The 24381-nt window shown below is 68.3% G+C and carries 22 protein-coding genes and 1 tRNA gene; 16 read left to right on the top strand and 7 right to left on the bottom strand.

Features of this window, described 5'->3' with window-relative positions; all coding sequences use genetic code 11:
• Positions 1-160 precede the first annotated feature (160 nt).
• The 7 genes from CA982_RS11540 (at position 161) to CA982_RS11570 (ending at position 7069) form a co-directional block, all read left to right on the top strand.
• Entirely contained in the window at positions 161-1360 is a 1200-nt protein-coding gene (locus CA982_RS11540) for an AAA family ATPase (protein ID WP_086535469.1), read from the top strand.
• The gene (locus tag CA982_RS11545) at positions 1350-2288 is read left to right on the top strand and encodes a DUF58 domain-containing protein (RefSeq protein ID WP_086535470.1); all 939 of its coding nucleotides are present in this window, start codon (positions 1350-1352) and stop codon (positions 2286-2288) included. Before CA982_RS11540 ends, CA982_RS11545 begins: the two co-directional genes overlap by 11 nt.
• Positions 2289-2292: 4 nt before the next feature.
• Positions 2293-3261 (top strand): VWA domain-containing protein, encoded by a 969-nt coding sequence (locus CA982_RS11550; RefSeq protein ID WP_004019123.1) that lies wholly within the window; start codon positions 2293-2295, stop codon positions 3259-3261.
• Positions 3262-3336: 75 nt separating this feature from the next.
• The gene (gene fabG1 / locus CA982_RS11555; protein ID WP_086535471.1) at positions 3337-4071 is read left to right on the top strand and encodes a 3-oxoacyl-ACP reductase FabG1; all 735 of its coding nucleotides are present in this window, start codon (positions 3337-3339) and stop codon (positions 4069-4071) included.
• Between the two features lie 76 nt (positions 4072-4147).
• Positions 4148-4987, top strand: a complete 840-nt coding sequence (gene inhA / locus CA982_RS11560; RefSeq protein ID WP_086535472.1) for an NADH-dependent enoyl-ACP reductase InhA — start codon at positions 4148-4150, stop codon at positions 4985-4987.
• On the top strand, positions 4984-6102 hold the full coding sequence (locus tag CA982_RS11565) for a ferrochelatase (protein WP_086535473.1): 1119 nt from the start codon (positions 4984-4986) through the stop codon (positions 6100-6102). The genes inhA and CA982_RS11565 overlap by 4 nt, the downstream gene beginning before the upstream one ends.
• Positions 6103-6448: 346 nt before the next feature.
• Complete coding sequence (locus CA982_RS11570) at positions 6449-7069, top strand: hypothetical protein (RefSeq protein WP_086535474.1); 621 nt, start codon at positions 6449-6451, stop codon at positions 7067-7069.
• Between the two features lie 25 nt (positions 7070-7094).
• Here CA982_RS11570 and CA982_RS11575 read toward each other — a convergent pair whose 3' ends face one another.
• Positions 7095-7964 carry a serine/threonine protein kinase gene (locus CA982_RS11575; RefSeq protein WP_086535475.1) on the bottom strand — a complete coding sequence of 290 codons (870 nt, stop codon included), beginning with the start codon at positions 7962-7964 and terminating at the stop codon, positions 7095-7097.
• A gap of 141 nt (positions 7965-8105) precedes the next feature.
• Between CA982_RS11575 and CA982_RS11580 the strand changes: the two genes are divergently transcribed.
• The 3 genes from CA982_RS11580 to CA982_RS11590 all read left to right on the top strand — a co-directional run bounded on the left by CA982_RS11580 (position 8106) and on the right by CA982_RS11590 (position 10718).
• Positions 8106-8933, top strand: coding sequence for a DUF3097 domain-containing protein (locus tag CA982_RS11580; RefSeq protein ID WP_086535476.1), 828 nt, complete (start codon positions 8106-8108; stop codon positions 8931-8933).
• 82 nt (positions 8934-9015) lie between these two features.
• Complete coding sequence (locus tag CA982_RS11585; RefSeq protein ID WP_086535477.1) at positions 9016-9444, top strand: NfeD family protein; 429 nt, start codon at positions 9016-9018, stop codon at positions 9442-9444.
• 50 nt (positions 9445-9494) lie between these two features.
• Entirely contained in the window at positions 9495-10718 is a 1224-nt protein-coding gene (locus tag CA982_RS11590; protein WP_086535478.1) for an SPFH domain-containing protein, read from the top strand.
• 134 nt (positions 10719-10852) lie between these two features.
• Here the strand turns inward: CA982_RS11590 and CA982_RS26890 are convergent, their stop codons facing one another.
• From CA982_RS26890 to CA982_RS11600, 3 genes are read right to left on the bottom strand one after another with little or no spacing between them, the layout of a single operon-like run.
• Positions 10853-11476 (bottom strand): hypothetical protein, encoded by a 624-nt coding sequence (locus CA982_RS26890; protein WP_086535479.1) that lies wholly within the window; start codon positions 11474-11476, stop codon positions 10853-10855.
• Positions 11476-12009 carry a Pycsar system effector family protein gene (locus tag CA982_RS27185; RefSeq protein ID WP_482793321.1) on the bottom strand — a complete coding sequence of 178 codons (534 nt, stop codon included), beginning with the start codon at positions 12007-12009 and terminating at the stop codon, positions 11476-11478. The genes CA982_RS26890 and CA982_RS27185 overlap by 1 nt, the downstream gene beginning before the upstream one ends.
• A gap of 30 nt (positions 12010-12039) precedes the next feature.
• Positions 12040-12813 (bottom strand): TVP38/TMEM64 family protein, encoded by a 774-nt coding sequence (locus CA982_RS11600; protein ID WP_086535480.1) that lies wholly within the window; start codon positions 12811-12813, stop codon positions 12040-12042.
• Between the two features lie 145 nt (positions 12814-12958).
• On the opposite strand from CA982_RS11600, the gene CA982_RS11605 reads away from it, so the two are divergent.
• From CA982_RS11605 to meaB, 3 genes are read left to right on the top strand one after another with little or no spacing between them, the layout of a single operon-like run.
• Positions 12959-14905 carry a methylmalonyl-CoA mutase family protein gene (locus CA982_RS11605; RefSeq protein WP_086535530.1) on the top strand — a complete coding sequence of 649 codons (1947 nt, stop codon included), beginning with the start codon at positions 12959-12961 and terminating at the stop codon, positions 14903-14905.
• Complete coding sequence (gene scpA, locus CA982_RS11610; RefSeq protein WP_086535481.1) at positions 14902-17190, top strand: methylmalonyl-CoA mutase; 2289 nt, start codon at positions 14902-14904, stop codon at positions 17188-17190. Before CA982_RS11605 ends, scpA begins: the two co-directional genes overlap by 4 nt.
• The gene (gene meaB / locus CA982_RS11615; protein WP_086535482.1) at positions 17190-18188 is read left to right on the top strand and encodes a methylmalonyl Co-A mutase-associated GTPase MeaB; all 999 of its coding nucleotides are present in this window, start codon (positions 17190-17192) and stop codon (positions 18186-18188) included. The genes scpA and meaB overlap by 1 nt, the downstream gene beginning before the upstream one ends.
• 94 nt (positions 18189-18282) lie before the next feature.
• On the opposite strand, the gene CA982_RS11620 is transcribed toward meaB, so the two are convergent.
• Together CA982_RS11620 and CA982_RS11625 are read right to left on the bottom strand one after the other, a co-directional pair.
• On the bottom strand, positions 18283-19233 hold the full coding sequence (locus CA982_RS11620) for an LLM class F420-dependent oxidoreductase (RefSeq protein ID WP_086535483.1): 951 nt from the start codon (positions 19231-19233) through the stop codon (positions 18283-18285).
• Positions 19234-19237: 4 nt separating this feature from the next.
• Positions 19238-20308 carry a nucleoside hydrolase gene (locus CA982_RS11625; protein WP_086535484.1) on the bottom strand — a complete coding sequence of 357 codons (1071 nt, stop codon included), beginning with the start codon at positions 20306-20308 and terminating at the stop codon, positions 19238-19240.
• Positions 20309-20420: 112 nt separating this feature from the next.
• Here CA982_RS11625 and CA982_RS11630 point away from each other — a divergent pair, with 112 nt between their 5' ends.
• Positions 20421-21683 carry a M23 family metallopeptidase gene (locus tag CA982_RS11630; protein ID WP_086535485.1) on the top strand — a complete coding sequence of 421 codons (1263 nt, stop codon included), beginning with the start codon at positions 20421-20423 and terminating at the stop codon, positions 21681-21683.
• A gap of 93 nt (positions 21684-21776) precedes the next feature.
• A complete protein-coding gene (locus CA982_RS11635) occupies positions 21777-22706 on the top strand; it encodes a mechanosensitive ion channel family protein (RefSeq protein WP_086535531.1) in 930 nt (309 codons plus the stop codon).
• Between the two features lie 74 nt (positions 22707-22780).
• Here the strand turns inward: CA982_RS11635 and CA982_RS11640 are convergent.
• Positions 22781-22869 (bottom strand) — tRNA-Leu (locus CA982_RS11640).
• Positions 22870-22977: 108 nt separating this feature from the next.
• On the opposite strand from CA982_RS11640, the gene CA982_RS11645 reads away from it, so the two are divergent.
• Complete coding sequence (locus CA982_RS11645) at positions 22978-24312, top strand: M20/M25/M40 family metallo-hydrolase (protein WP_086535486.1); 1335 nt, start codon at positions 22978-22980, stop codon at positions 24310-24312.
• Positions 24313-24381: the final 69 nt, after the last annotated feature.

Consider the following 24381-nt stretch of genomic DNA (forward strand, 5'->3'; position numbering starts at 1 on the left):
CCGACACCCGCCGAGTCTTCTTGGCACCTTTTCAGTTCGCACGGCTAGGCTGGCACAGACACGCGGGGTCGACGCCTGCGCGGTGCGGGATCGTGGCCGCGCCCAGGGCTGACGCATCGCCGCTCGACCGGACAGCAGTTCAGAGGAACAGGAGCACGGGTTGACCGAATCGCACTCCCTCGGCAAGGCGGCCACGGGGGATCCCGCGGCGGCAGGAGCGGACTCCTCGGTGCTGAGCGACGCCGACGTCGCGCTGCTCGAGCGGGCCATCTACGAGGTCAAGCGCGTCATCGTCGGCCAGGATCAGCTCGTCGAGCGCATTCTCGTCGGTCTTCTCGCTCGCGGCCACATCCTGCTCGAGGGTGTGCCCGGTGTCGCGAAGACACTCGCGGTCGAGACGTTCGCCCGCGTCGTCGGCGGATCCTTCTCCCGCGTGCAGTTCACCCCCGACCTGGTGCCCACCGACCTGATCGGTACTCGTATCTACCGCCAGGGCCGCGAGGAGTTCGACACCGAACTCGGCCCGGTCGTCGCGAACTTCCTGCTGGCCGACGAGATCAACCGCGCACCCGCGAAAGTGCAGTCCGCCCTGCTCGAGGTGATGGCCGAGCGTCACGTCTCGATCGGCGGCAAGACCTACTCGATGCCGGACCCGTTCCTGGTGATGGCGACACAGAACCCCATCGAGAACGAGGGCGTCTACCCGCTGCCCGAGGCGCAGCGGGACCGCTTCCTGTTCAAGGTCCTCGTCGACTACCCGTCGGTGGAGGAGGAGCGCGAGATCGTCTACCGGATGGGCAACGTCCCGCCGACCGCGTCTCAGGTCCTCGACCCGGCCGCGATGCTGCGCCTACAGCGGACCGCGGCGAACGTCTTCGTCCACCACGCCCTCGTCGACTACGTCGTCCGCGTCATCAACGCCACCCGCCGCCCGGCCGAGCTCGGCCTCACCGACGTCGCCTCCTGGCTGTCCTACGGTGCCTCCCCACGCGCGACACTGGGCATCGTGGCCGCCGCCCGGGCGCTGGCGCTGGTCCGCGGTCGCGACTACGTGATCCCGCAGGACGTCGTCGAGATCATGCCCGACGTGCTCCGGCACCGTCTGGTGCTGTCGTACGACGCACTGGCCGACGAGATCGACGCCGACCAGGTCATCGCCCGGGTCCTGCAGACCGTCGGACTACCGCAGGTCGGCGCGCAGCCGATACCGCAGGGGCAGTACCCGACCGGGCAGCCGCAGGCGCCCAATGGCGGCCACGGACCGAATGGCTATGCGGGACAACAGGTCTCACAGTCTGCCGGCCCGGGCGACCCGAATTCGGCACCGGCGAACCGGAATTCACCTCAGTATGGCGGCTAATCGGGACCTTCCGCGCCTGGGCGCCGGTCTGCTCGACGAGCCGCAACTGACCGCGGCCCTGAAGATGCTCGAGCTCACCGTGCGGCGCAAGCTCGACGGCGTGCTGCAGGGTGAGCACCTGGGGCTGATCCCCGGACCGGGTTCGGAACCGGGCGAGGCGCGGGCCTACCAGCCGGGCGATGACGTCCGGCGGATGGAATGGTCGGTCACCGCCCGCACCACCCAGCCGCACGTCCGGCAGATGATCGCCGACCGTGAACTCGAGACCTGGCTCGTGGTCGACGCCTCGGCCAGTCTCGACTTCGGCACCGTCGACTGCACCAAACGGGACCTGGCGGTTGCTGCGGCCGCGGCTCTGGTCCACCTCACTTCCGGCGGCGGCAACCGGCACGGTGCCCTGGTGGTGACCGGCGACGACCTGGTGCGGGTGCCGGCTCGGGCCGGACGCGCGCACGCCCAGAACCTGCTGAAGGCCATCGCCACCACCCGGCGCAGTTCCCCCGGGGTGCGCGGTGATCTGAAGGCGGGTATCGAGGCACTCCGCCGGCCCCAGCGCCGGCGCGGGCTCGCTGTGGTCATCAGCGACTTCCTCGGGCCCATCGACTGGGAACGCTCGCTGCGCGCGATCGGCGCCCATCACGAACTGCTCGCGGTCGAGGTTCTCGACCCCCGCGACCTCGACCTGCCGGCGATCGGCGAGGTCACCCTGGCTGATGCGGAATCCGGCGAGATCCACGACGTGACGATCACCGACGAACTGCGACGCGACTTCGCGTCCGCGGCCGCGGCGCACCAGCAGCGGGTCCACCGCACTCTGCGGAGCTGTGGTGGGGCCGTCCTGACCCTGCGCACCGACCGGGAGTGGATCACCGACACCGTCAAGTTCGTCGCACAACGCCGCCGCGGCCTCGCGGCGGGGGTGGGGTAGATCGATGCTGTCCAGTCCCTGGTGGTTGCTGCTGCTCCTGGTCGTGGTGCTGCTCGGCGTCGCCTACGTGTACATGTTGCGGCGCCGCCGGCAACGCGCGCTGACCTTCGCCAACCTCGACCTGCTGAAGTCGGTCGCCCCGGCCGACCGCGGCCGCTTGCGTCACCTGCCGATCGCGCTCCTGATCATCTCGCTGATCCTCCTGACGGTCGCACTCTCCGGTCCGCAGGCGGATCGGAAGGTGCCGCGCAACAAGGCGACGGTGGTTCTGGTGATGGACGTGTCGCGGTCGATGAACGCCACCGACGTGTCGCCCTCCCGGATCCGCGCGGCCCAGGAGGCGGCCAAGAAGTTCGCCGACGAGCTGACCGAGGGGATCAACCTCGGTCTGATCTCCTTCGCCGGGACTGCGGCGAGCCTGGTGTCACCGACACCCGACCACAACGCGACGAAGGTCGCCGTGGACAAACTGCGGCTCGACGACAAGACGGCGACCGGCGAGGGCATCTTCGCCGCGCTCCAACAGATCAGCACACTGAACGCGGTCCTCGGCGGCACCGAAGGCGCGCCGCCCGCGCGCATCGTCTTGCTCTCCGACGGCAAGGAGACCGTGCCGGACGATCCCGACGACCCGCGCGGTGCGTTCACCGCTGCTCGCAAGGCCAAGGAGGAGAAGATCCCGGTCTCCACCATCTCCTTCGGCACCCGGACGGGCACCGTCGAACTCGAGGGCGACCGCGTGCCGGTCCCGGTCGACGACGACTCGCTGCGCAAGATCGCCAACCTGTCGGGTGGCGACTTCTTCACCGCGGCCAGCCTCGACGAACTGAACAAGGTCTACGAGCAGCTCCAGGACGAGATCGGTTACGAGACCCGCCGCGGGGACAATTCGAAGCCGTGGCTGATCGCGGGTACGTTGTTTGCGCTGGTGTCGGCGTTCGCCGCCCTGGCCATCAATCGTCGGCTGCCCTGACGCGGACGTGTCCGGGGTGTGCCGCCGGCCGACCGCGTGTCACCCCCGCAACGAGAACGGATAGGTTGAACACCCATGACGGCAGCTAGCAACGAAGCGCAGAATCCCTCCCGCTCGGTCCTGGTCACCGGCGGCAACCGCGGAATCGGTCTGGCCGTGGCACAGCGCCTCGCGGCCGACGGCCACCGGGTGGCGGTGACCCACCGTGGTTCCGGTGCCCCGGACGGACTGTTCGGCGTCAAGTGCGATGTCACCGACTCGGAGTCGGTCGACCGCGCGTTCGCCGAGGTCGAGGAGCACCAGGGTCCCGTCGAGATCCTCGTCGCCAACGCGGGTATCACCGACAACATGCTCCTCATGCGACTGTCCGAGGAATCCTTCGAGAAGGTCGTCGACGCGAACCTCACCGGCGCGTTCCGGTGCGCCAAGCGCGCGACCAAGGGGATGCAGCGCGCCAAGTGGGGCCGCATGATCTTCCTCGGTTCGGTGGTCGCGATGTCCGGTATCCCCGGGCAGGTGAACTACGCGGCCTCGAAGGCCGGCCTCATCGGAATGGCGCGCTCGATCGCGCGTGAGATCGGCTCCCGGAACATCACCGCCAACGTCGTGGCGCCCGGATTCATCGAGACGGACATGACCGCGTCGATGGAGGACCGCTACATCGAGATGGCCAAGCAGGCGATCCCGCTCGGCCGTACCGGGAAGCCCGAGGACGTCGCCGCGGCCATCAGTTTCCTCGCCTCCGACGAGGGCGGATACATCTCCGGTGCGGTCCTGCCCGTCGACGGCGGCATGGGCATGGGTCACTGACCCTCATCCGATCAGCGGGCCAGCACCCGCGGTCACACGGCACGTCAATCAACGTCGATCCCAGGAGCACATCTACGTGAGCGGAATCCTGGACGGGAAGACCGTCCTCATCACGGGCATCATCACCGATGCGTCGATCGCCTTCCACGCCGCCGCCATGGCGCAGGAGCAGGGCGCGACCGTCATCATCACCGGCATCCCCGAGCGGCTTCGGCTGATCGACCGGATCGCCAGGCGGTTGCCGAAGGAGGTGCCGCCGGCCATCGGTCTCGACGTCACCAACGAGGACGACCTCGACGCACTGGCCGGGAAGATCACCGAGCTGGCGCCGCAGGGCATCGACGGCGTCATGCATTCGATCGCCTTCGCACCCCGGACCCTGATGGGCCCGGAGGCCAAGCCGTTCCTGGAGGGACCGGGTCCCGATGCCGCGAAGGCCTTCGAGATCTCGGCGTGGAGCTATGCCTCGCTCGCTCGCGCTGTGCTCCCCGCCATGAACGAGGGCGGCTCGATCGTCGGCATGGACTTCGATCCCCGCACCGCGATGCCGTATTACAACTGGATGGGTGTGGCGAAGGCCGCCCTGGAGTCGGTGAACCGGTACGTGGCGCGCGAGGTGGGCAACGCCAAGAACGTGCGGTCGAACCTCGTGGCCGCCGGTCCCATCAAGACCCTGGCCGCCAAGGCCATCGCCGGGACCGCGACCGACGACGCCAAGCAGCTCACCATGCTCAACGAGTACTGGGACGGCGCGTCGCCGATCGGCTGGGACGTCGACGACCCCACCGTCGTCGCCAAGTCGGTCTGCGCGTTGCTCAGCGACTGGCTGCCGGCCACCACCGGTTCCATCGTCTATGTCGACGGCGGCGCCAGCCACAACACCTGGTTCCCGGAGGGCATGACCACCGGCTCATGAGCTCGCCAGCACCGGGGGACACCACCACACCCGTCGACCCCGCGCCCCTCGTCTCCGCTCCCTTCGATGCCGTCCTGTTCCTGTCGTTCGGCGGGCCGGACGGACCCGACGACGTGATGCCGTTCCTGGAGAACGTCACCCGTGGACGCGGGATCCCACGCGAGCGGCTCGAGTCGGTGGCCGAGCACTACCTCCACTTCGGTGGCGTCTCGCCGATCAACCGGCTCAACCTGGAGATGATCGACGCGCTCCGCGACGAGCTCGGGCGGCGCGGGATGGACCTCCCGGTCTACTTCGGGAACCGCAACTGGCACCCGATGGTCGAGGACACGCTGGCCGAGATGTACACGGCGGGACACCGGCGGATCCTCGTGTTCCCGACGTCGGCGTGGGGTGGCTACTCGGGCTGCCGGCAGTACCACGAGGACATCGACCGGGCACTGACAGCGCTGGCCGGACGCGAGCCGGGCAGCGGCCGGTCCGACGGTGCCGTGGTGCTGCGCAAGCTGCCGCAGTACTGGTCGCATCCGGCGTTCGTCGCGGCCGGAGCCGACGCGGTGCGCCGCGCGATGGACACGCTCGGGCCGGGTGACGAGACCCCGCGGCTGGTGTTCACCGCCCACTCGGTACCGAGCTCGGCCGACGCCGCGTCGGGGCCGGCGACCGACGGCGGGGGGTTGTACTCGCGCCAGGTGATGGCCGCGTCCCGCGCGGTCGCCGACGAGCTCGGCGTCACCGACTTCGATCAGGTCTGGCAGTCGCGGTCGGGTCCGCCGCAGATCCCATGGCTGGAGCCGGACATCTGTGATCATCTGGAAAGCCTTGCTGCCGAGGGGGTCCGGCGCGTGGTGGTGTACCCCGTGGGGTTCATCTCCGATCATCTGGAGGTGATCTGGGATCTCGACAACGAGGCCGCCGAGGTCGCCGAACGGCTCGGCATGGACTACGCGCGCGCCGACACCGTGGGTCCCGACCCGCGCTTCATCTCGATGATCGGCGACTTCGTGGAGGCCTACGCGGGGGGCAACGGCGACCTTGCCGCCATGGGGTGCGGCGACAACGGCCGCACGTGTCGGGACCGGTGCTGCGTGCCCGCGGCACGGCCCAGGAAATAGATCGCCGAATCGTTCCCGCGGCCCACGTCGGCCGATCGGTAAAGTGTTTTGCGAACATAACGATTCGGTATAGGAATGCATCAAAATGTGATCTGGACCTCAACCGAAATGCAACTCTCTTGGTACGCGTACCTGAATCAGGGTGCGAATGTGAGAGAGGAATCCCCATGGCAGAAGGACCTATCAGACTCGAAATCGACGTCCTCGGACCGATTCTCGAAACACTTGCCACCGGCTCCGCTGACGGCAGCAGCGAGTCCGGCACCTAGAACCGTTCACCTGTGGTGGGCGGCGTCGTCGACGCCGCCCACCACGGTGTGACCAGCCCTTTTGGACGTGTGACCAAGTGCTCACCGCAGAGCGGACCCTCACCAGAGCCGACCTCCGGCCCGCCACCGCACTCCTGGCCCGGGCGCTCGAGGAAATCCCGCTGTACCGGTGGGTATTGGGTGAGCACATCACCGACCCGACGCTGTGTGAATGGCTGGCCGAGATATTGGTGCGGCCCTACCTCGACTCCGGATATGTGATCGGATCCCACCAGAACGAACATCTCGCGGGAATTCTGATCTGGCATCCGCACGATGTCGACCTGTCGCCCGAGGGTGAGCCGCCGCTCGTTCCGGCCGATTTCGTCCGGGCCGCGACCATTCCCGGACTCCGTGAGCGACTGATCAGATTCCTCACCAGCCCGCAGCTGCCGTCCCCGGCACCAGACGCCGTCGACGTCCGCATCGCCGCGGTGCTCCCCGAAGCGCGCGGTGCCGATGCACTCACCGGCATGATGCGCGAAGTGGAACGGTTCTGTGTCTCCGCCGTCCGCCCGTACTACGCCTGGACCGGTTCCGAACGGCTGCGGGACTGGTTCGTCCACGAATGGGGGGCAGCCCCGTTCGCGACGGAGCGGCGGGACGGTCTCGATCTGTACGGCGTCGTGTCCGAACGTCCACCACGGCTTCGGGTCTGACGTCCCGGGGCGTGGCGGTGTGGACTCAGCGGCGCAGGAGTTCGACGATCGTCTGGTTGACCGCGGCGGCGCGGGCCGTCCGGGTCAGCACCTGCAGTCCCCGGAGGGTCGCGTCGCCGGAATCCCACTGCCCGGCACTGTCGCCGATCTCGACACCGCGCGCGCCCGCGAGGTCGACGATGGCCTCCACTTGCGCCGCGGTGTCGATGAGGCGGGTCGACCGGGCGTCCAGGATGTGCGGCGGCAGGGCGACCCGATGCCGTGAGGTGAGCGCGACAAGTTGCGTGCGGAGATCGGTCGGGTCCGCCGACCGTCGTCCGCCGAGCCCGCCGATGATCGTCGTCGCGTCCCGGACTGCTTGGCGCAGATCATATTCCAGGTCACCCGCGCTGGGTCCCGCGGACACGAGGTGCCCGAGGTCGAGCGCGGTGTCGTAGCGGTACGCCGACCACGTGCACGTGATGAAGGGTGGCTCGCCGCCGTCCGCGGCGGATGCCGAGACGGTGAAGGCCGGCACGAGCGCGAGGGTGCCCGTATCGGTCGCATCGTCGACGAGCAGGACCTCGCCCGCGCCGAGAGCGGCCGATGTCGCCGCGTGGGGCGGGAGTCCCTGCGGGTCGCCGGTCGAGGGCAGCCGGACCACGAGCCGCCGCGCGGGTCGCAGGAGCGCCAGGAGGTCGAGTACCCCGCTCATCGAACCTGTTGCGGACGAGACCCGTTCGGTCGCGGGACCGGGGGCCGCCGGCCACTGCACGACGTGGCGATCGGCCGATTCCGCGAGTGCCTCGATCACGTCGTCGGGCGAGCAACGGCCGGTCAGCCAGGCGGCCGACCACGCGCCCAGTGCACACGTCGGCCACGCGACGGTCGAGGAGAGGAGGCGGCTGCGATTCATCAAGATGCCAGGGTACCGCCGCGGCCGACGGCCGGGTCGGGCGTGGCAACCGGGTGCGCGGAGCCGCGGGGCATACGGTGTGTGCGCCGCCCCGACCTGTCCATCGCGGCGGCGAGATGACCGACGAGAAGGTGGTGTGCGATGGATGACCGCTACGGGCGCGACGTGCTCTCTCAGCCCCGCCGGGCGAAGCCGCGTCCCGCGGAGGTCGCGGCGGAGCGGGATCTGGTCGTCGAGGACGCCGCGACCGGATTCTGCGGCGCCGTCGTCGGACTCGAGAAGAGCTACTCCGGTGACCTCGTGCGTCTCGAGGATCGCCGGGGCCAGACCCGGGTGTTCCTGATGCACCCCGGCGCGTTCCTGATCGACGGCCGCCCGGTGACGCTGGTGCGGCCGCGCACCAGGGGCCCGCAGAAGCCGGCCATGACCGCGTCGGGTTCGCGAGCCGCGCCCCGCGCCCGCGCGCGCACTGCCCGCGCGAGCCGGATCTTCGTCGAGGGTGTGCACGACGCAACGCTTCTCGAACGTGTGTGGGGTGACGACCTCCGTGCAGAGGGCGTCGTCGTGGTCAGCCTCGACGGTCTCGACAACCTCGACGCGGCGCTCGACGAATTCGAGCCCGCGCCTCACCGGCGAGCCGGTGTCCTGGTCGACCATCTGGTCGCCGGGTCCAAAGAGGCACATCTGACCGCCGAGGTCGGGGAGCACGTCCTCGTGTGCGGGCACCCCTACATCGACGTCTGGGAGGCCGTGAAGCCCGCGTCGGTGAACATCCCTGCGTGGCCGCGGATTCCGCGGGGCACCGATTGGAAGACGGGGGTGTGCGCCGAACTCGGCTGGGGGGAGCCGCGCGACGGTTGGCGCCGGGTGCTGAGCGGCGTGAGCAGTTTCCGCGACCTCGAGGTCGATCTCCTGCGTTCGGTGGAAGAACTCATCGACTTCGTGACCGCGGCCGAAGAGGCCCGGTGACCCGTCCGGCCGGACACCGTCAGGGGCCCCTCCGCGTCGCGAGCGCCGAAGGCGGGTCGGACATCTCTGGCAGACTGGACGCATGAGCGCCCTGCTGTGGTTGGCGGCCGCGATCGTCCTGACGGTCGCGGAGATGTTCGGGGGCGAACTGGTCTTGCTCATGCTGGCCGGCGGTGCGCTCGCCGCGGCGGGCGTCGACTTCGTCTTCGAGCCACCGCTGTGGGTGGACGGCGTCGTCTTCGCACTCGTCTCGGTGCTGCTCCTCGTCGCGGTGCGTCCGATCGCCCGCCGGCACATGCTCAACCGCCCCGCGGTGCTGATGAACACCGAGGCCCTCGAGGGCCGGCCCGCGGTGGTGACCGAGCAGGTCGACGCCACCGACGGACGGGTCAAGATCGACGGCGACGTGTGGTCGGCCCGCGCGATGGACCCGTCTCAGGTGCTCGAACCGGGAACCCACGTGACCGTCGTCGAGATCGACGGCGCGACCGCGGTGGTGTGGCGCGCCTGATCCGCAGCGGCAGTGCGGACACGTAGGAACGACAACGCAGGAAGGTGACCATGGAGTACGAGATCTTCGGCCTGACCGTCCTCGTCTTGCTCGTGTTGCTCGTGGTGGTGATGCTGGTCAAGTCGGTGGCACTCATCCCGCAGGCGGAGGCGGCGGTGATCGAACGACTGGGCCGCTACACGCGAACCGTGTCCGGGCAACTCACGCTGCTGTTGCCGTTCATCGACCGTATCCGCGCTCGCGTCGATGTCCGTGAGCGGGTGGTCTCGTTCCCGCCGCAGCCGGTCATCACCGAGGACAATCTGACCCTGTCCATCGACACCGTCGTCTACTTCCAGGTCACCAACCCCCGGGCCGCCGTGTACGAGATCGACGACTACATCGCCGGTGTCGAACAGCTGACCATCACGACACTGCGCAACGTGGTCGGCGGGATGACGCTCGAGGAGACCCTGACTTCTCGCGATTCCATCAACGGTCAGCTGCGCGGCGTGCTCGACGAGGCGACCGGCCGCTGGGGACTCCGTGTCGCCCGCGTCGAGCTGAAATCGATCATGCCGCCGCCGTCGATCCAGGAGTCGATGGAGAAGCAGATGAAGGCCGACCGCGAGAAGCGGGCGACGATCCTCTCCGCCGAAGGCCAGCGCGAGTCGGCGATCAAGACCGCCGAGGGCAACAAACAGTCGCAGATCCTCGCCGCCGAGGGCGCCAAGCAGGCCGCGATCCTCGCGGCCGAGGCCGACCGGCAGTCACGCATCCTGCGGGCGCAGGGCGAGCGCGCCGCGTCGTACCTCAACGCACAGGGTGAGGCGAAGGCGATCGAGAAGACCTTCGCCGCGATCAAGGCGGCCAAACCGACCCCGGAGCTCCTGGCCTACCAGTATCTGCAGCAGCTGCCCGAGATGGCGAAGGGCGAGGGCAGCAAGGTGTGGGTCGTGCCCTCCGACTTCGGTTCGGCCCTCCAGGGATTCGCGAAGTCCTTCGGTGTCCAGGGGGACGACGGCGTGTTCCGGTACGAGCCCAGCGACTCGCCGCCCTCACCGATCGACGACTCGGAGACCGAGGACTGGTTCTCGATGGCCTCGGATCCGAAGGTCGCCCAGGCGGTCGCCGAGGCCGAGGCGGTCGCCCGTACCCCGGTCGCCCCCGAGATCACCGCGCGCGCGGGACGGGCCTCGCGGCATGTACCGCCGGTCGGGACCGAGCCGGCCGAACTCGCCGATGGCGGTTGGTCCGAACCCGCGGATCCGGGCACGGCCGAGCCCACGACCTAGAGGCTCGGTTCAATTGGGCGCCGAAGACGTCGAGCTAGTTCTTGTGTATACGCTGTGTCTGCCTACCGTCTCCGCGGCGAATACAGCGACCGGCAGATTTTGTAGACTCTGTTCGGCATTTCAACACGTGGTGTTTATCGGCGATTGCGGCCTGCAGAGGCGGAAAGGCAATCGCCAACTAAATCTAGCGTGTCGGATTCTAGGTCCCAGCCTGCGGCTCGGAGCCGCTGGCTCATAGCTTGGGGCGTGATGCCGAGGCTCCCCGCCGCTTCGACCTGAGAGAATCCTTGGCGGATTAGGGTTACGGCCTCTACTCCGGCTGCACTCCGAGTGGCGATAATGTTCGTAATCAAGCGGGCCGCCGTCTGCGCGTGGTGACACCAACGGATGTCAGGTCCGTGGACGCAGAGCGGAATTCTTTGACGCTTCGCGGCCTCGACTGCAGTTCGTGCCGATGCAAAAGCTGGCCCACGGCATGCTCTGGTGGAAGAAGGGAGGGGCAATTCTACCGGTCCGACACCAATTCCCACGCTCCAGTGGCCATCGGAACAGATTTCGACCGCCAAACTTGCGAGCGCCATCGGATCATCGAGAACCGCTTGAAATTCGTCTCCTGCAGTGCGTTCGAATGGCCTAACCGTCGGTACGCTGCTATCTAGGGTGCTAATGAGTTCGTCCACCCGGTCAGGGGCGGATCGGCTGTTTTTTTGATCGGCGGTAATTACGAAATATTGTTCTTTGGAATTAGTGCTGCTCATTATGGTTTTTTGGCGTCCGTAAAGTGGTCGGCGAGCATGAATATCAAGCATGGGATGCCAATCAAAACTAATCCGACCACGAATAGGTTAATTGACCATTGTACCCGCTTGTGCTTTCTCCAGCAGATGTCACTCATTTCTTTCAGTTGATTAACAAGAGGTATTAGTATATCGGAACTAAGTAAATGGCCCCGGATTTCAGCACGGGTTTGGGCGGTGAGATGGCCAAAAAAGATGAAATGTCCCTCTATCTGCGAAGACGTTCGGTGCGACTTCAAGCGTGGCCGTATTGCAAGAACACACAAATACATCGCGCAAGCGATCGATGCAATACCCAGCGTGAAAAGAGCGAACTGAGAATGGTTGAGTGAGTTTCTGAAAGTCGTCTGTGCAAGAATGGCGACCACTGCGGTGAGCGCTGCAGTTTCGAGAGTTAGTACGAAAGAAGCCTTCTGGTCGACCTTCCCGGTCCAATCCAATAGCGCTGCGTGGATGCGCCACGCTCTCTGCTCGGCCTCGTCTGCGTTGGACAATATTCACCTCGGTGCTCTGAAGGCGGTCGACTATCGGTTGATTATGCGCGACACGGGTAGGCGTGAGTCCAGGACCAGGCCCGCGATACCGATCGCGAACAAGCCGCCGGTGACCGCCAATTGAAGCGGATGTGTGTCGCCGGTCAGCGAATCGCCCAGCATCACCACGGCCGCCGTGCCCGGGGCCATGCCGAGGATGCTGGCCACCGCGTACGGCACCAGACGCACCGACGACAGGGCAGAGCAGTAGTTCGCCACCGAGAACGGGCAGGCCGCGATGAAGCGGAGCGACCCGACCGCCAGCCAGCCGCGGCGCTCGAGCCGGTAGTCGACGGCCCGGACCACCGGCGTCTTCAGATACGGCTGCACGCGATCCCGTCCGACTCGGCGGACCAGGGCGAAGGCGGCCACCGCCGCGATCGAGGAGGCGATCATCGCCCCCGCGAAGCCGACGAGCGGCCCGAAGAAGATGCCAGACATGACGGTGAACGTCGAACGCGGGATGGGGGCGATGGTGACGACGGCATAGGCGAGGAAGAACAACCACACGAAGGCCGGTCCCAGATCGGCGCCCCAGTCGCGCACGCTCGCGATCGAGGGCAGCGGCACGAAGTAGGAGCCGGCCAGCACGGCGGCGAGAAGCGCGACGGCGACCAGTGCCCGGCGCAGGACCCGGCGATCGAATCCCCGGCGAGCGGACGTCGAGGTCCGGCCGTCCCCGGCCGCTCCCGCGTCCGCGGTATCGGCGGCGTCGGTCCCGATCGAGTCGGCGACGTCCTCGCTGACAGTGGAAGGATCGGGCACTCGGACACTCTACTCTGGACCGCGCGGCGGTCAGCCTGCTCGAGTGGGCCACGTCACGCCCACCTCGACGCCGGGCCGAGCGAGCGATCGGCTAGTGTCGTCTACGCGCTCATCACAGTGCATTCACGGAGGTGTGCTTCCCCACATGCCACAGCAAACTGACCAGCCCAAACCCGACCCAGAACTCGATCAGGCCTACCAGGCGTGGTCCACGGCCGCCGCGGCCGTTCTGGCGAAGTCGCGACGTGTCGACGTCGACGAGCTGCCCGACACACCCGAGGCGCTGCTCTCGACCGACACCGCCGACGGGCTGACCATCCGGCCGCTCTACACGCGACGCGACGAGCTCGCGGAACCCGGTGTTCCCGGTCGCTTCCCGTTCGTCCGCGGCGCCGACCCCGCTCGTGACGTCACCACCGGGTGGCGCGTCACGGAACGGTTCGGCGACGACGCGACTGCGGCGGAGGACCTCAACGAGCTCATCCTCGAGGCGATGGCCAACGGGACGAGCGGACTCTGGCTCTCGGTGAGCAGGCCCGGTGACGGGCTCGGGGTCGCCGACCTCGCGACCGCGTTGCGCGGCGTCTACCTCGATCTGGTGCCGGTGACCCTCGACGCGGGCACCGAGGGGATCGCGGCGGCCCGCGAACTGCTCGCCCTCAAGGAACAGGCCCAGGCCGCTCCGGTCGCCGCCGCCCCGACGGCGGCCACCGTCCACTCCTTCGGTCTGTCGCCGTTGACGGCCACCTTCTCCGGCCGCCCGACCGTCGATCCGGACGAGGCGACCGCGCTCGCCGCCTCCGGGCTGCCCGTCGGCGTGCGTACGTTCCGCGTCGACGGAAGCGACTTCGCCACCGCGGGTGCCGACAACGGCCTCGAACTGGCCCTCACGGTGGCCGCCGCGGTCGCCCACCTCCGGGACCTCACCGCTGCCGGCCTCTCGGCCGAGGCGGCGCTCGGTCAGATCACCTTCGGCGTCTCGGCCGACGACGACCAGTTCGCCACGATCGCGAAGTTCCGTGCGCTGCGCAAGATCTGGGCCCGGGTGGCCGAGGTGGTCGGCGCACCCGAGGCCGGCGGCGCGCTCACCCACGGAGTGACCGACCTCTCGATGTACTCCCAACGCGACCCGTGGGTGAACATGCTCCGCAGCACCATCGCGGCGTTCGGAGCCGGTGTCGGCGGGGCCGATCAGCTCACCGTCCTGGGCTACGACGCGACCATCCCGGCGGACAAGCGCACCTCGAGCGCCGCCTTCTCCCGTCGTATCGCCCGCAACACCCAGCTGCTGCTGCTCGAGGAGTCCAACATCGGACGCGTCCTCGATCCGGCCGGCGGCTCGTGGTTCGTGGAGTCCCTCACCGACGACCTCGCGACCAACGCCTGGGCGGCGTTCACCGAGGTCGAGGCCGCCGGCGGGTACCGTGTCGCGCTCGACACCGGATGGATCGCCGAGAAGGTCGACGCCTCGCTCGCACGCCGCGACACCGAGGTCGCACACCGTCGCATCTCGGTCACCGGCGTCAACGAGTTCCCCAACATCGACGAGCGTGCGCTGTCGGAGACGACGGGGGCACCGGCCTCGGCGGTCACCGATGTCGTCACCGGAACGCCGCGCCTCGCGCGGATCGGGCGCGCCTTCGAGGAGCTGCGGGATCGGTCCGACGTCGTGCTCGCCGAGCACGGGGCCAGGCCCTCGATCCTGCTGATCCCGCTGGGCAGCGTCGCCGAACACAACGGCCGCACCACCTTTGTCGCGAACTTCCTGGGAGCCGGCGGCATCACCGTCGTCAACCCGGGCCCGCTGACCGCCGACAAGATCGGCGACGCGGTGGTCGGCGCGGGCACCCCGATCGCGGTCCTCTGCGGCACCAAGGCCCGGTACGCCGAGGAGGGGCCCGCCGCACTCGCGGCCGCACGCGCGGCCGGGCTGTCGAAGGTCCTGCTCGCCGGACCGGACAAGGAATGGCCTGCGGGAGACGATCGTCCCGACGGTTCACTGCGGGTCGGCATCGATGCGGTGAGCACCCTCGGCGACCTTCTCGACCAGCTGGCCTCGACATCCCCGAAGACGGCGGGAGCAACGGCATGACCCAGACCGAACCCGATGTGACACAGTCGATCCCGAGCTTCGCCGGAATCGGTCTGGCATCGGACGACACCGGCACGTCGACCGCAGGCGGGGGACCGTCCGGTACCGCGGCCGCGGTCACCGACGAACTGGCCTCGGCGCACGGCTACTCGGTGGACCAGGTCACCTGGAACACCCCGGAGCAGATCGACGTCACGCCGGTCTACACCCGCGCCGAGCGCGACGCCGTCCTCGCCGACGCCGAGCATCCGTACCCGCTCGACTCGGTTCCCGGTGCCGCGCCGTTCATCCGGGGCCCGTACCCGACGATGTACGTCAACCAGCCGTGGACCATCCGCCAGTACGCCGGTTTCTCGACCGCCGCCGAGTCCAACGCCTTCTACCGCCGTAATCTCGCGGCCGGCCAGAAGGGACTGTCGGTCGCGTTCGACCTCGCGACCCACCGTGGCTACGACTCCGACCACCCGCGCGTCGCCGGCGACGTCGGCATGGCCGGTGTGGCGATCGACTCGATCCTCGACATGCGTCAGCTCTTCGACGGCATCGATCTCGGCAGCGTGTCGGTGTCGATGACGATGAACGGCGCCGTGCTGCCGATCCTCGCGCTGTACGTCGTGGCCGCCGAGGAGCAGGGCGTGCCGCCGGAGAAGCTGGCCGGGACCATCCAGAACGACATCCTCAAAGAGTTCATGGTCCGCAACACCTACATCTATCCGCCGAAGCCGTCGATGCGGATCATCTCGAACATCTTCGAGTACACCAGCCAGAAGATGCCGAAGTTCAACTCGATCTCGATCTCGGGCTACCACATCCAGGAGGCCGGTGCGACGGCCGATCTGGAACTGGCCTACACCCTCGCCGACGGCGTCGAATACATCCGCGCGGGGCTCGAGGCCGGCCTGGACATCGACAAGTTCGCCCCGCGACTGTCGTTCTTCTGGGGCATCGGCATGAACTTCTTCATGGAGGTCGCCAAGCTGCGCGCGGCGCGTCTCCTGTGGAGTGAACTGGTCGCCGACTTCGCGCCGAAGAACGCGAAATCGCTGTCGCTGCGGACACATTCGCAGACCTCGGGCTGGTCGCTGACCGCCCAGGACGTGTTCAACAACGTGGCCCGCACCTGCGTCGAGGCGATGGCCGCGACCCAGGGGCATACCCAGTCGCTGCACACCAACGCCCTGGACGAGGCGATCGCGCTGCCGACGGACTTCTCCGCGCGGATCGCGCGCAACACCCAGCTGCTCCTGCAGCAGGAGTCGGGCACCACGCGGCCGATCGACCCGTGGGCCGGTTCGAACTACGTCGAGTGGCTGACGCATCAGCTGGCGCAGAAGGCGCGCAAGCACATCCGCGAGGTCGAAGAGGCCGGCGGCATGACGCAGGCGATCAACGAGGGTCTGCCGAAGCTGCGGATCGAGGAGGCCGCGGCCCGCACCCAGGCGCGCATCGACTCGGGCCAGCAGCCGCTGGTCGGTGTGAACAAGTACCAGGTCGCCGACGACGAGGAGATCGAGGTCCTCAAGGTCGAGAACTCCAAGGTGCGCGCCGAGCAGCTGGAGAAGCTGGACCGGCTTCGCGCGGAGCGCGACTCGGCGGCGGTCGAGGCGGCTCTCGCCGATCTCACCCGCGCCGCCGCGTCGTCGGAAGGCGGCCTGGAGAACAACCTGATGGCGTTGGCCATCGAGGCCGCGCGTCATCAGGCGACGGTCGGCGAGATCTCCGAGGCGCTCGAGAAGGTCTACGGTCGGCATCAGGCGGAGATCAAGACGATCAGCGGGGTGTATCGACATGAGGCGGGCGAGGTGAGCAACATCGACGCGGCGATCGAGGCCGTGCGCCAGTTCGCCGAGGCGGAAGGTCGACAGCCGCGTGTACTGGTCGCGAAGATGGGCCAGGACGGTCACGACCGCGGCCAGAAGGTGATCGCGACCGCCTTCGCCGACCTCGGCTTCGACGTCGACGTGGGCCCGCTGTTCGCCACGCCGGAGGAGGTGGCCGCCCAGGCCGCCGACAACGACGTGCACGTGGTGGGTGTGTCGTCGCTGGCCGCCGGGCATCTGACGCTGGTCCCCGCCCTGCGGGAGGCGCTGAAGGAGGTCGGCCGCGAGGACATCATGGTGGTCGTCGGCGGTGTGATCCCGCCCGGTGACTTCGCCGAGCTGTACGAGGCCGGTGCCGCCGCGATCTTCCCGCCGGGATCGGTCATCGCCGACTCGGCCGTGGAGCTGATCGGCAAGCTCGCCGACACCCTCGGCCTGGAGCTGCCCGGGGCGACCGCGAACTGATGGCGGTCCAACCTCGACGTCCCGTCGACGTCGACGCGCTGGCCGAGGCCGTGCTGGCCGATCGCCGCGCCGACCTGGCGCGCGCGATCACCCTCGTCGAGTCCAGGCGCGCCGACCATCGGGCGGCCGCCCAGGAGTTGCTGTTGAAGCTGACGCCGCACGCGGGCAACTCGTTCCGCGTCGGCATCACCGGCGTCCCAGGGGTCGGCAAGTCGACGACCATCGAGGCACTCGGCATGCATCTGCTGGAGCTCGGTCACAAGGTTGCGGTGCTCGCCGTCGACCCCAGTTCGACGCGCACGCGGGGTTCGATCCTCGGCGACAAGACCCGGATGGGCCGGTTGTCGACGGCGGCGAACGCCTACATCCGGCCGTCGCCGACGTCGGGCACGCTCGGTGGCGTGGCCAAGGCCACCCGCGAGAGCATCGTGCTGGTCGAGGCCGCGGGCTTCGACGTCGTGCTGGTGGAGACCGTGGGCGTCGGCCAGTCCGAGGTGACGGTCGCCAACATGGTCGACACGTTCACGTTCCTCACCCTGGCCCGCACCGGGGATTCGTTGCAGGGCATAAAGAAGGGTGTGCTCGAGCTCGCCGATGTGGTCGTGGTGAACAAGGCCGACGGCAAGCATCTCAACGAGGCGAAGGGCGCGGCGCGCGAACTCACCAACGCTCTGAAACTCCTCTACCCGCACGACGCGCTGTGGATGCCACCGGTGCTCACCATGAGCGCGATCGAGAACACCGGGGTGGACGAGTTCTGGAAGACCGTCGTGCGACACAACGAGACCCTCACCGAGGCAGGCGAGTTCACGGCCCGACGCAATCAGCAGCAGATCGACTGGACCTGGGCGATGGTGAACGACATCGTGCTGTCCCGGCTCGGTGATTCGCCCGCGGTCCGCGGTGTCCGCGGCGAGGTCGAGCAACAGTTGCGCGACGGGTCTTTGACCCCCGCACTCGCGGCGCAACGGATCGTGGACGCGTTCGACGAGCGCTGAGTGACCCACCTCTGCTCCCGTGAGGTGCAGGAGCGGCACCTCAGGGAGCGGGGGCTCGCTTCGCTCGCGCCTCAGGGAGCAGAGGTGGCCGCGGTCAGGCCAGCAGCGGTGCCAGCGTCTCGCCGAGCAGCGAGACCCGGCCCGGTACATGGCCGTTGGCGGGTGCGTTCACCGTGACACCATCGATGCCGGCCGCGAGCAGTTCGGCGTACCGGGCGGCCACCTCGTCGGGGTCGCCGACGATCGTCGAACCGCGACGCGCTTCGGCCGCCGGCGTGCGCTCCAGATACGCCTCCAGTTCGGCAGTCGCCTCGGCGGAGGTGGGAGCCACGCACGCCGATGTCTGCACGGTCACGGTGATCTCCGAACGGTCCCGGCCGAGTCGCTCGCAGTGTTCGGCGAGGGCGTCGAGTTTGCGGGGGATGTCGGCCGGCGTGCACAGCAGGTTCGATTCGTCGGCGTACTGCGCGACCATCCGCAACGTCTTGCGTTCGCCGCCCCCGCCGATCATCACCGGGATCTTCGACAGCGGCGCAGGCACGTTGAGGGCGTCGACGACCCGATAGCGCTTGCCGTCGAGGCTCGGTGCCTCACCGGCCAGCATGCCGAGGATGATCTGCAGCGCCTCCTCGAGGCGCTCGAACCGGTCGGTGAACGTCCCGAACTCGTAGCCGAGTGAATCATGTTCCAGCTCATACCATCCCGCGCCGATGCCGAGCTGGGCGCGACCGCCGGACACCACGTCGAGGGCCGTGACCGTCTTCGCGAGCAGGGTCGGATTGCGATAGGTGTTGCCGGTGACCAGCGACGACAGGCGGACCTTCGAGGTGTGCTGCGCGAGTGCCGCGAGCAGGGTGTAGCACTCGATCATCGGATCGTCGGGCTCACCGAGCATGGGCAGCTGATAGAAGTGGTCCATCACGAAGACGGTGTCGAAACCGGAGTTCTCGGCTTCTTGCGCCTGCGCGACCACGGTGGGGAACAATTTGTCGGCGGCGACGCCGGGGTAGGTGAAGTTCGGGATCTGGTAACCGAGTCGAGTCACCCGTTCAGAGTAGTCCCGCGGACTCCTCCGGCGCGGTGCCGACGACGTCGGGTGTGCGGGTGCGGGCGAACGTGCCGATCGTCTCGATGAGTTCGTCGAAGACGGCCTCGACGTCGACGGCGGTCGCGATGCGGGCGTTCGGCCCGGGAGAGGTCATCCAGCGTTCGTCGGCCACGGTCATGCCCCGGGTCAGGGTCCCGGCGAGCTCGACGTCGACATGCGCCGCGCGCGTCTGCACCGTGTCGGGGGCCAGCGCGACCAGCGCGGCGAACGGATCGTGGAGGTGGGCGATGTAGCCCTCGTCGTGGTCGTCGTGGAACTCGAAATAGAACCGCAGCGCGTCGACGAGATGCCGGATGATCTCGTTGTCGGCGACGGAGCGGAGTCCGCGGTCGTCGGTCGGGTCCGGGCACTCGACGGGTGCGCTGCCGGCCGCGGCGGCGAGCCGGACCACGTGGTCGGGGGTGAGGACGACCGATTCGGTGAGGTCGAGTGCGCAGACGATGGGTTCGGGTGCGCCCGCGGTGCCGAAGGCGGCGAACACCTCGGCGGCGGCCTCCGGATCGACGGCGACGTTCCACTCGGAGGTGGGTGTCGTGTTTCCGTGCGTGTGGAAGGCACCGCCCATGATGACGAGTCGGCGCAGGCGCGGCGGCAGGCCCGGGTCACGGCGGATCGCGGTCGCCAGGGACGTGAGCGGGCCGGTCACCAGGCCGACGAGTTCACCGTCGTGTGCCTGCGACGCCTCGATCCAGGCGTCGGCGGCATCGAGATGGCTCGGCGTCGTGGTCGGGGCAGGCAGCTCGGCGTGTCCGACCCCCAGCGGTCCGTGTGTGTCCTCGGTGGTCATCAGTGCGGCGACGAGGGGAGTGGCCGAGCCGGTGTGGACCGGAACCTCGGGGCGTCCGCACAGCTCCAGCCACGACAGATTGTTGGACGTGACGACGTCGACGGGCACATTCCCGGCGGTCGAGGCGACGCCGACGAGGTCGACGTCGGCGCGTGCGAGCAGGTAGATCAACGCGAGCGAGTCGTCGATGCCGGTGTCGCAGTCGAAGAACAGGCGTTGGGTCACCACACAATTGTGCCGGGTCCGGCGCGAACGCCGCCGCGCCACCCCGCTGGACCCCTACGCTCGCCGCAGCCGGGACGAACCGACGTCGGCCCGATGAGCCCCGGAGGAACCGATGGCCTCGACACGACTCATGTTGGCCGCACTCGGCGCCGGTGCCGTACTCCTGGTGAGCGCGTGCGGCACGAACTCGTCGGATCCGGATGGCGCCGCGAGCAGCGACATGGCCGTGTCGAGTGGTGCCCCACCGGAACCCGTCGTCACCCCGGTGGTCGGTTCGGTGATGTTCGCCCCGACGCCGTTCGCCGGTTCCGACAGGAACGATCACCTGGTCTATGAGATCTCACTGACCAATTTCATGCGGGTGCCGGTGACGATCACCGGCGTGGAGGTTCTCGACGCCACCCCGAACGGCGGACCGCTCCTCTCGCTCGACGAGAACGCGGTCCGTGGCCGGCTCAAACCCACCGGCGCCCCGTCGGTGCCGTCGGCCCCGGGCGCACCTGAGGGGTACTCGGCTGTGCTGGCGGCGGGCCAGAACGGCGTCTTGTTCCTCCACGTGGTCGTCCCGGGTAACCCACCCGAGCAGCTGATCCATGAGATCTCGGTGCGCGCCGATCAGGCGCCGCCCGGCATGCGGGAGGTCGACGAACGCATCGCGCCCGTGACGGTGAGCGATTCGACCGTCCCGGTTCTGGGACCGCCGCTCGCCGGCGAGTACTACATCGCCGCGGACGCGTGCTGCGACGCTGTCCGGCACACCCGCGCGGTCCTCCCGCTGAACGGATCGCCGGTCCTCGCCCAGCGGTACGCGGTGGACTGGGAGCAGGCGGCCGCGGACGGACGGATCTTCGTCGGCGACGAGAAGAACCCGGCGAGCTACCGGATCTTCGGCGACGACGTCCTCGCCGTCGCTGACGGCACGGTCGTCGTCAGCCGCAACGACCTGCCCGAGCAGACCCCGGGCGAGTATCCGGACGGACTGCCGATCGACGACGCCGACGGCAACAACCTCGTGCTCGACATCGGCAACGGTTTCTACGTGAACTACGCGCACATGCAGCCTGGTTCGGTGCGCTTCGGAGCGGGCGACCGCGTGCGGCGCGGTGACGTCCTCGGGAAGGTCGGCAACAGCGGGAACTCGGTGGCGCCGCACCTGCACGTTCATGTCATGAACGGCCCGGAGTTCCTCGGTTCCGAGGGGGTCCCGAGTGTGACCGACAGATTCGCGATCACCGGGCGCGTGGCCGACACCGCGGCCTTCGACGCCTCCGAGGGAACCGGGGTGCCCCTCCGACTCACCCCCGGCGTGACCGAGAGCACACACGAGGATCAGATGATCCTCGATCAGAACATCGTCACGTTCACCGCAGGCTGACAACGGTTTTCGACCGCCGCACATCCGGTCGCCCATGACGACCGGACCCCTCGGCGGCTGGACATCGAGGTCATGATCCGTACGGTCGGACCCATGTCGATTCAGGACTCTGCCTTCGAATGGACGGAAACGAATCGCGAATGGCTGATCGAGAATCCAGCTCGCATCGTCGCTTATGTGGTCGTCGCGTTGATCGTCCGTTTCGTGATCCACCGCTCCATCGACCGCGCCACCCGGCCACGACCCGCGGGCGGGGAGCCGGGCCGGGGTACGGCCCTCATGCGCGGGTTGCGGTCGAAATCGCCCTCGCCCGAGCGCAGCGCGCAGATCGCCGCCCGGCGCGCCCAGCGTGCCGCGACGATCGGTTCGGTCCTCAAGTCCACGGTGTCGATCGTCCTGCTCGTCTGGGTGGTCCTGAGCGTGTTGAGCGTGCTCGGCGTCAACATCGCGCCGTTCATCGCCTCGGCCGGGATCGTCGGCCTCGCCATCGGTTTCGGAGCGCAGAATCTGGTGCGGGACTTCGTGACCGGCGTGTTCATGCTGCTCGAGGACCAGTACGGCGTGGGTGACATCGTCGACCTCGGCGAGGCGGTCGGCGAGGTCGAGTCGGTGGGACTCCGGGTGACGACGCTGCGCGACATCGACGGCACCCTCTGGTATGTCCGCAACGGTGAGATCGCCCGTGTGGGCAACATGAGCCAGGAGTTCGCGGTCGCGCGCGTCGACGTCCCGGTGGCTCCCGGTGCCGACATCGACAAGGCGCAGCAGGTGGCCGACGAGGCGGCGCGCACCGCGATCGAGGAGGACTCGACCGACATCCTCGGCCAGATCGAGATGCTCGGTGTGCAGGAGGTGTCGTCGGATCAGGTCGTCCTGCGACTGACCGTGAAGACCAAGCCCAACGGCCAGTGGGCGGTGCAGCGACGCCTGCGCCGCGCCATCCTGCGGGCCTTCGTGGAGAACTCGATCGACCTGCCGTACTCGCGGGCCTGGGCGGCGCTGGCGGATTCCGTCGCGCCCTGACAGGCGACCGCTACGACAGCAGGCCCAACGAGAAGAACCCCGGCGCGAAGCCGGGGTTCTTCTCGATGTTCTGGTGGTGTCCGAGGGGGGACTTGAACCCCCACGTCCGTTAATAGGACACTAGCACCTCAAGCTAGCGCGTCTGCCATTCCGCCACTCGGACATGCATGCCGCGGTGAGTGTTTCCGGCGATCTCTCGCCGTCGTCTCGCTGCAGCGGGATAACCCTAACCGAGGTTGCCCGTGTATCCCAAATCCCGTAGGAGTGAGGGGTGTCTTCACAGTCTGCGACCGACGAAGTGGTCGATCTGGTCAGCCAATTGATCCGTTTCGACACCTCCAACACGGGCGAGCCCGAGACCACCAAGGGTGAGGAGGAGTGCGCCCGCTGGGTGGCCCAGCAGCTCGAGGAGGTGGGCTACACGACGCAGTACGTCGAGTCCGGGCGACCCGGGCGCGGCAACGTGTTCGCCCGCCTCGCCGGGCCGCCCGACTCCGATCGCGGCGCACTGCTCATCCACGCCCACCTCGACGTCGTGCCCGCCGAGCCGGCCGACTGGAGCGTGCATCCGTTCTCCGGGGCGATCAAGGACGGTTACATCTGGGGCCGCGGCGCGGTCGACATGAAGGACATGGCCGGGATGGCCCTGGCACTCGCGCGTCAGTTCAAACGGGACGGCACCGTCCCGCCCCGCGAGTTGGTCTTCGCCTTCCTCGCCGACGAGGAGGCCGGCGGGTCGTGGGGTTCCCACTGGCTCGTCGAGAACCGGCCCGAGCTGTTCGAGGGCATCACCGAGGCGGTCGGCGAGGTCGGCGGCTTCTCGCTCACCGTCGACCGGCCCGATGGCACGCAGAAGCGGCTCTATCTGGTCGAGACGGCCGAGAAGGGCCTCGCGTGGATGCGGCTGACCGCCGAGGCCCGGGCCGGACATGGCTCGTTCCTGCACGACGAGAACGCCGTCACCGAGGTCGCCGAAGCGGTCGCCCGGATCGGGCGACACACATTCCCCCTGGTGATGACGGAATCGGTGAGCCAGTTCCTGGCCGAGGTCAGCGCGGAGACGGGTCTCGACCTGAGCCCCGACGCCCCCGATCTGGAGACGTCGCTGTTCAAACTGGGCAATCTCGCGCGGATCATCGGCGCGACACTGCGCGACACCGCCAACCCCACGATGCTCAAGGCGGGGTACAAGGCCAATGTCATCCCGCAGAAGGCCGAGGCGGTCGTCGACTGCCGCGTCCTGCCCGGGCGCCAGGCCGCCTTCGAGAAGGAGATCGACGAACTCATCGGGCCCAACGTGCGGCGCGAGTGGATCACCCATCTCGACTCCTACGAGACCACCTTCGACGGCGACCTGGTCGAGGCGATGAACGCGGCCATCCTCGAACACGATCCGCAGGGAAAGACGGTGCCGTACATGCTCTCCGGCGGCACCGACGCCAAGGCATTCGCGAAACTCGGGATCCGGTGCTTCGGGTTCGCGCCGCTGCAGCTGCCACCCGAACTCGACTTCGCGGCACTGTTCCACGGCGTCGACGAGCGGGTCCCCGTCGACTCGGTTCTGTTCGGCACCAAGGTCTTCGAACACTTCCTGCGACACAGCTGAACCCTCACCTACAGTGGGCGGCACGGCCTTCCTGCCGACCGGGACCACCCGGTCGGGGCATGCCCGGCC

The organism is Gordonia lacunae (assembly GCF_002149015.1).
In the GTDB taxonomy this organism is placed as follows: Bacteria; Actinomycetota; Actinomycetes; order Mycobacteriales; family Mycobacteriaceae; genus Gordonia; species Gordonia lacunae.

What these genes read in the sequence shown, in the direction of transcription:
- CA982_RS11545 (WP_086535470.1), top strand. Translation starts at nt 1,350, where the DNA reads ATGGCGGCTAATCGGGACCTTCCGCGCCTGGGCGCCGGTCTGCTCGAC.
- CA982_RS11550 (WP_004019123.1), top strand. Translation starts at nt 2,293, where the DNA reads ATGCTGTCCAGTCCCTGGTGGTTGCTGCTGCTCCTGGTCGTGGTGCTG.
- fabG1 (WP_086535471.1), top strand. Translation starts at nt 3,337, where the DNA reads ATGACGGCAGCTAGCAACGAAGCGCAGAATCCCTCCCGCTCGGTCCTG.
- CA982_RS11565 (WP_086535473.1), top strand. Translation starts at nt 4,984, where the DNA reads ATGAGCTCGCCAGCACCGGGGGACACCACCACACCCGTCGACCCCGCG.
- CA982_RS11575 (WP_086535475.1), bottom strand. Translation starts at nt 7,964, where the DNA reads ATGAATCGCAGCCGCCTCCTCTCCTCGACCGTCGCGTGGCCGACGTGT.
- CA982_RS11580 (WP_086535476.1), top strand. Translation starts at nt 8,106, where the DNA reads ATGGATGACCGCTACGGGCGCGACGTGCTCTCTCAGCCCCGCCGGGCG.
- CA982_RS11585 (WP_086535477.1), top strand. Translation starts at nt 9,016, where the DNA reads ATGAGCGCCCTGCTGTGGTTGGCGGCCGCGATCGTCCTGACGGTCGCG.
- CA982_RS11590 (WP_086535478.1), top strand. Translation starts at nt 9,495, where the DNA reads ATGGAGTACGAGATCTTCGGCCTGACCGTCCTCGTCTTGCTCGTGTTG.
- CA982_RS26890 (WP_086535479.1), bottom strand. Translation starts at nt 11,476, where the DNA reads ATGAGCAGCACTAATTCCAAAGAACAATATTTCGTAATTACCGCCGAT.
- CA982_RS11605 (WP_086535530.1), top strand. Translation starts at nt 12,959, where the DNA reads ATGCCACAGCAAACTGACCAGCCCAAACCCGACCCAGAACTCGATCAG.
- scpA (WP_086535481.1), top strand. Translation starts at nt 14,902, where the DNA reads ATGACCCAGACCGAACCCGATGTGACACAGTCGATCCCGAGCTTCGCC.
- meaB (WP_086535482.1), top strand. Translation starts at nt 17,190, where the DNA reads ATGGCGGTCCAACCTCGACGTCCCGTCGACGTCGACGCGCTGGCCGAG.
- CA982_RS11630 (WP_086535485.1), top strand. Translation starts at nt 20,421, where the DNA reads ATGGCCTCGACACGACTCATGTTGGCCGCACTCGGCGCCGGTGCCGTA.
- CA982_RS11635 (WP_086535531.1), top strand. Translation starts at nt 21,777, where the DNA reads ATGTCGATTCAGGACTCTGCCTTCGAATGGACGGAAACGAATCGCGAA.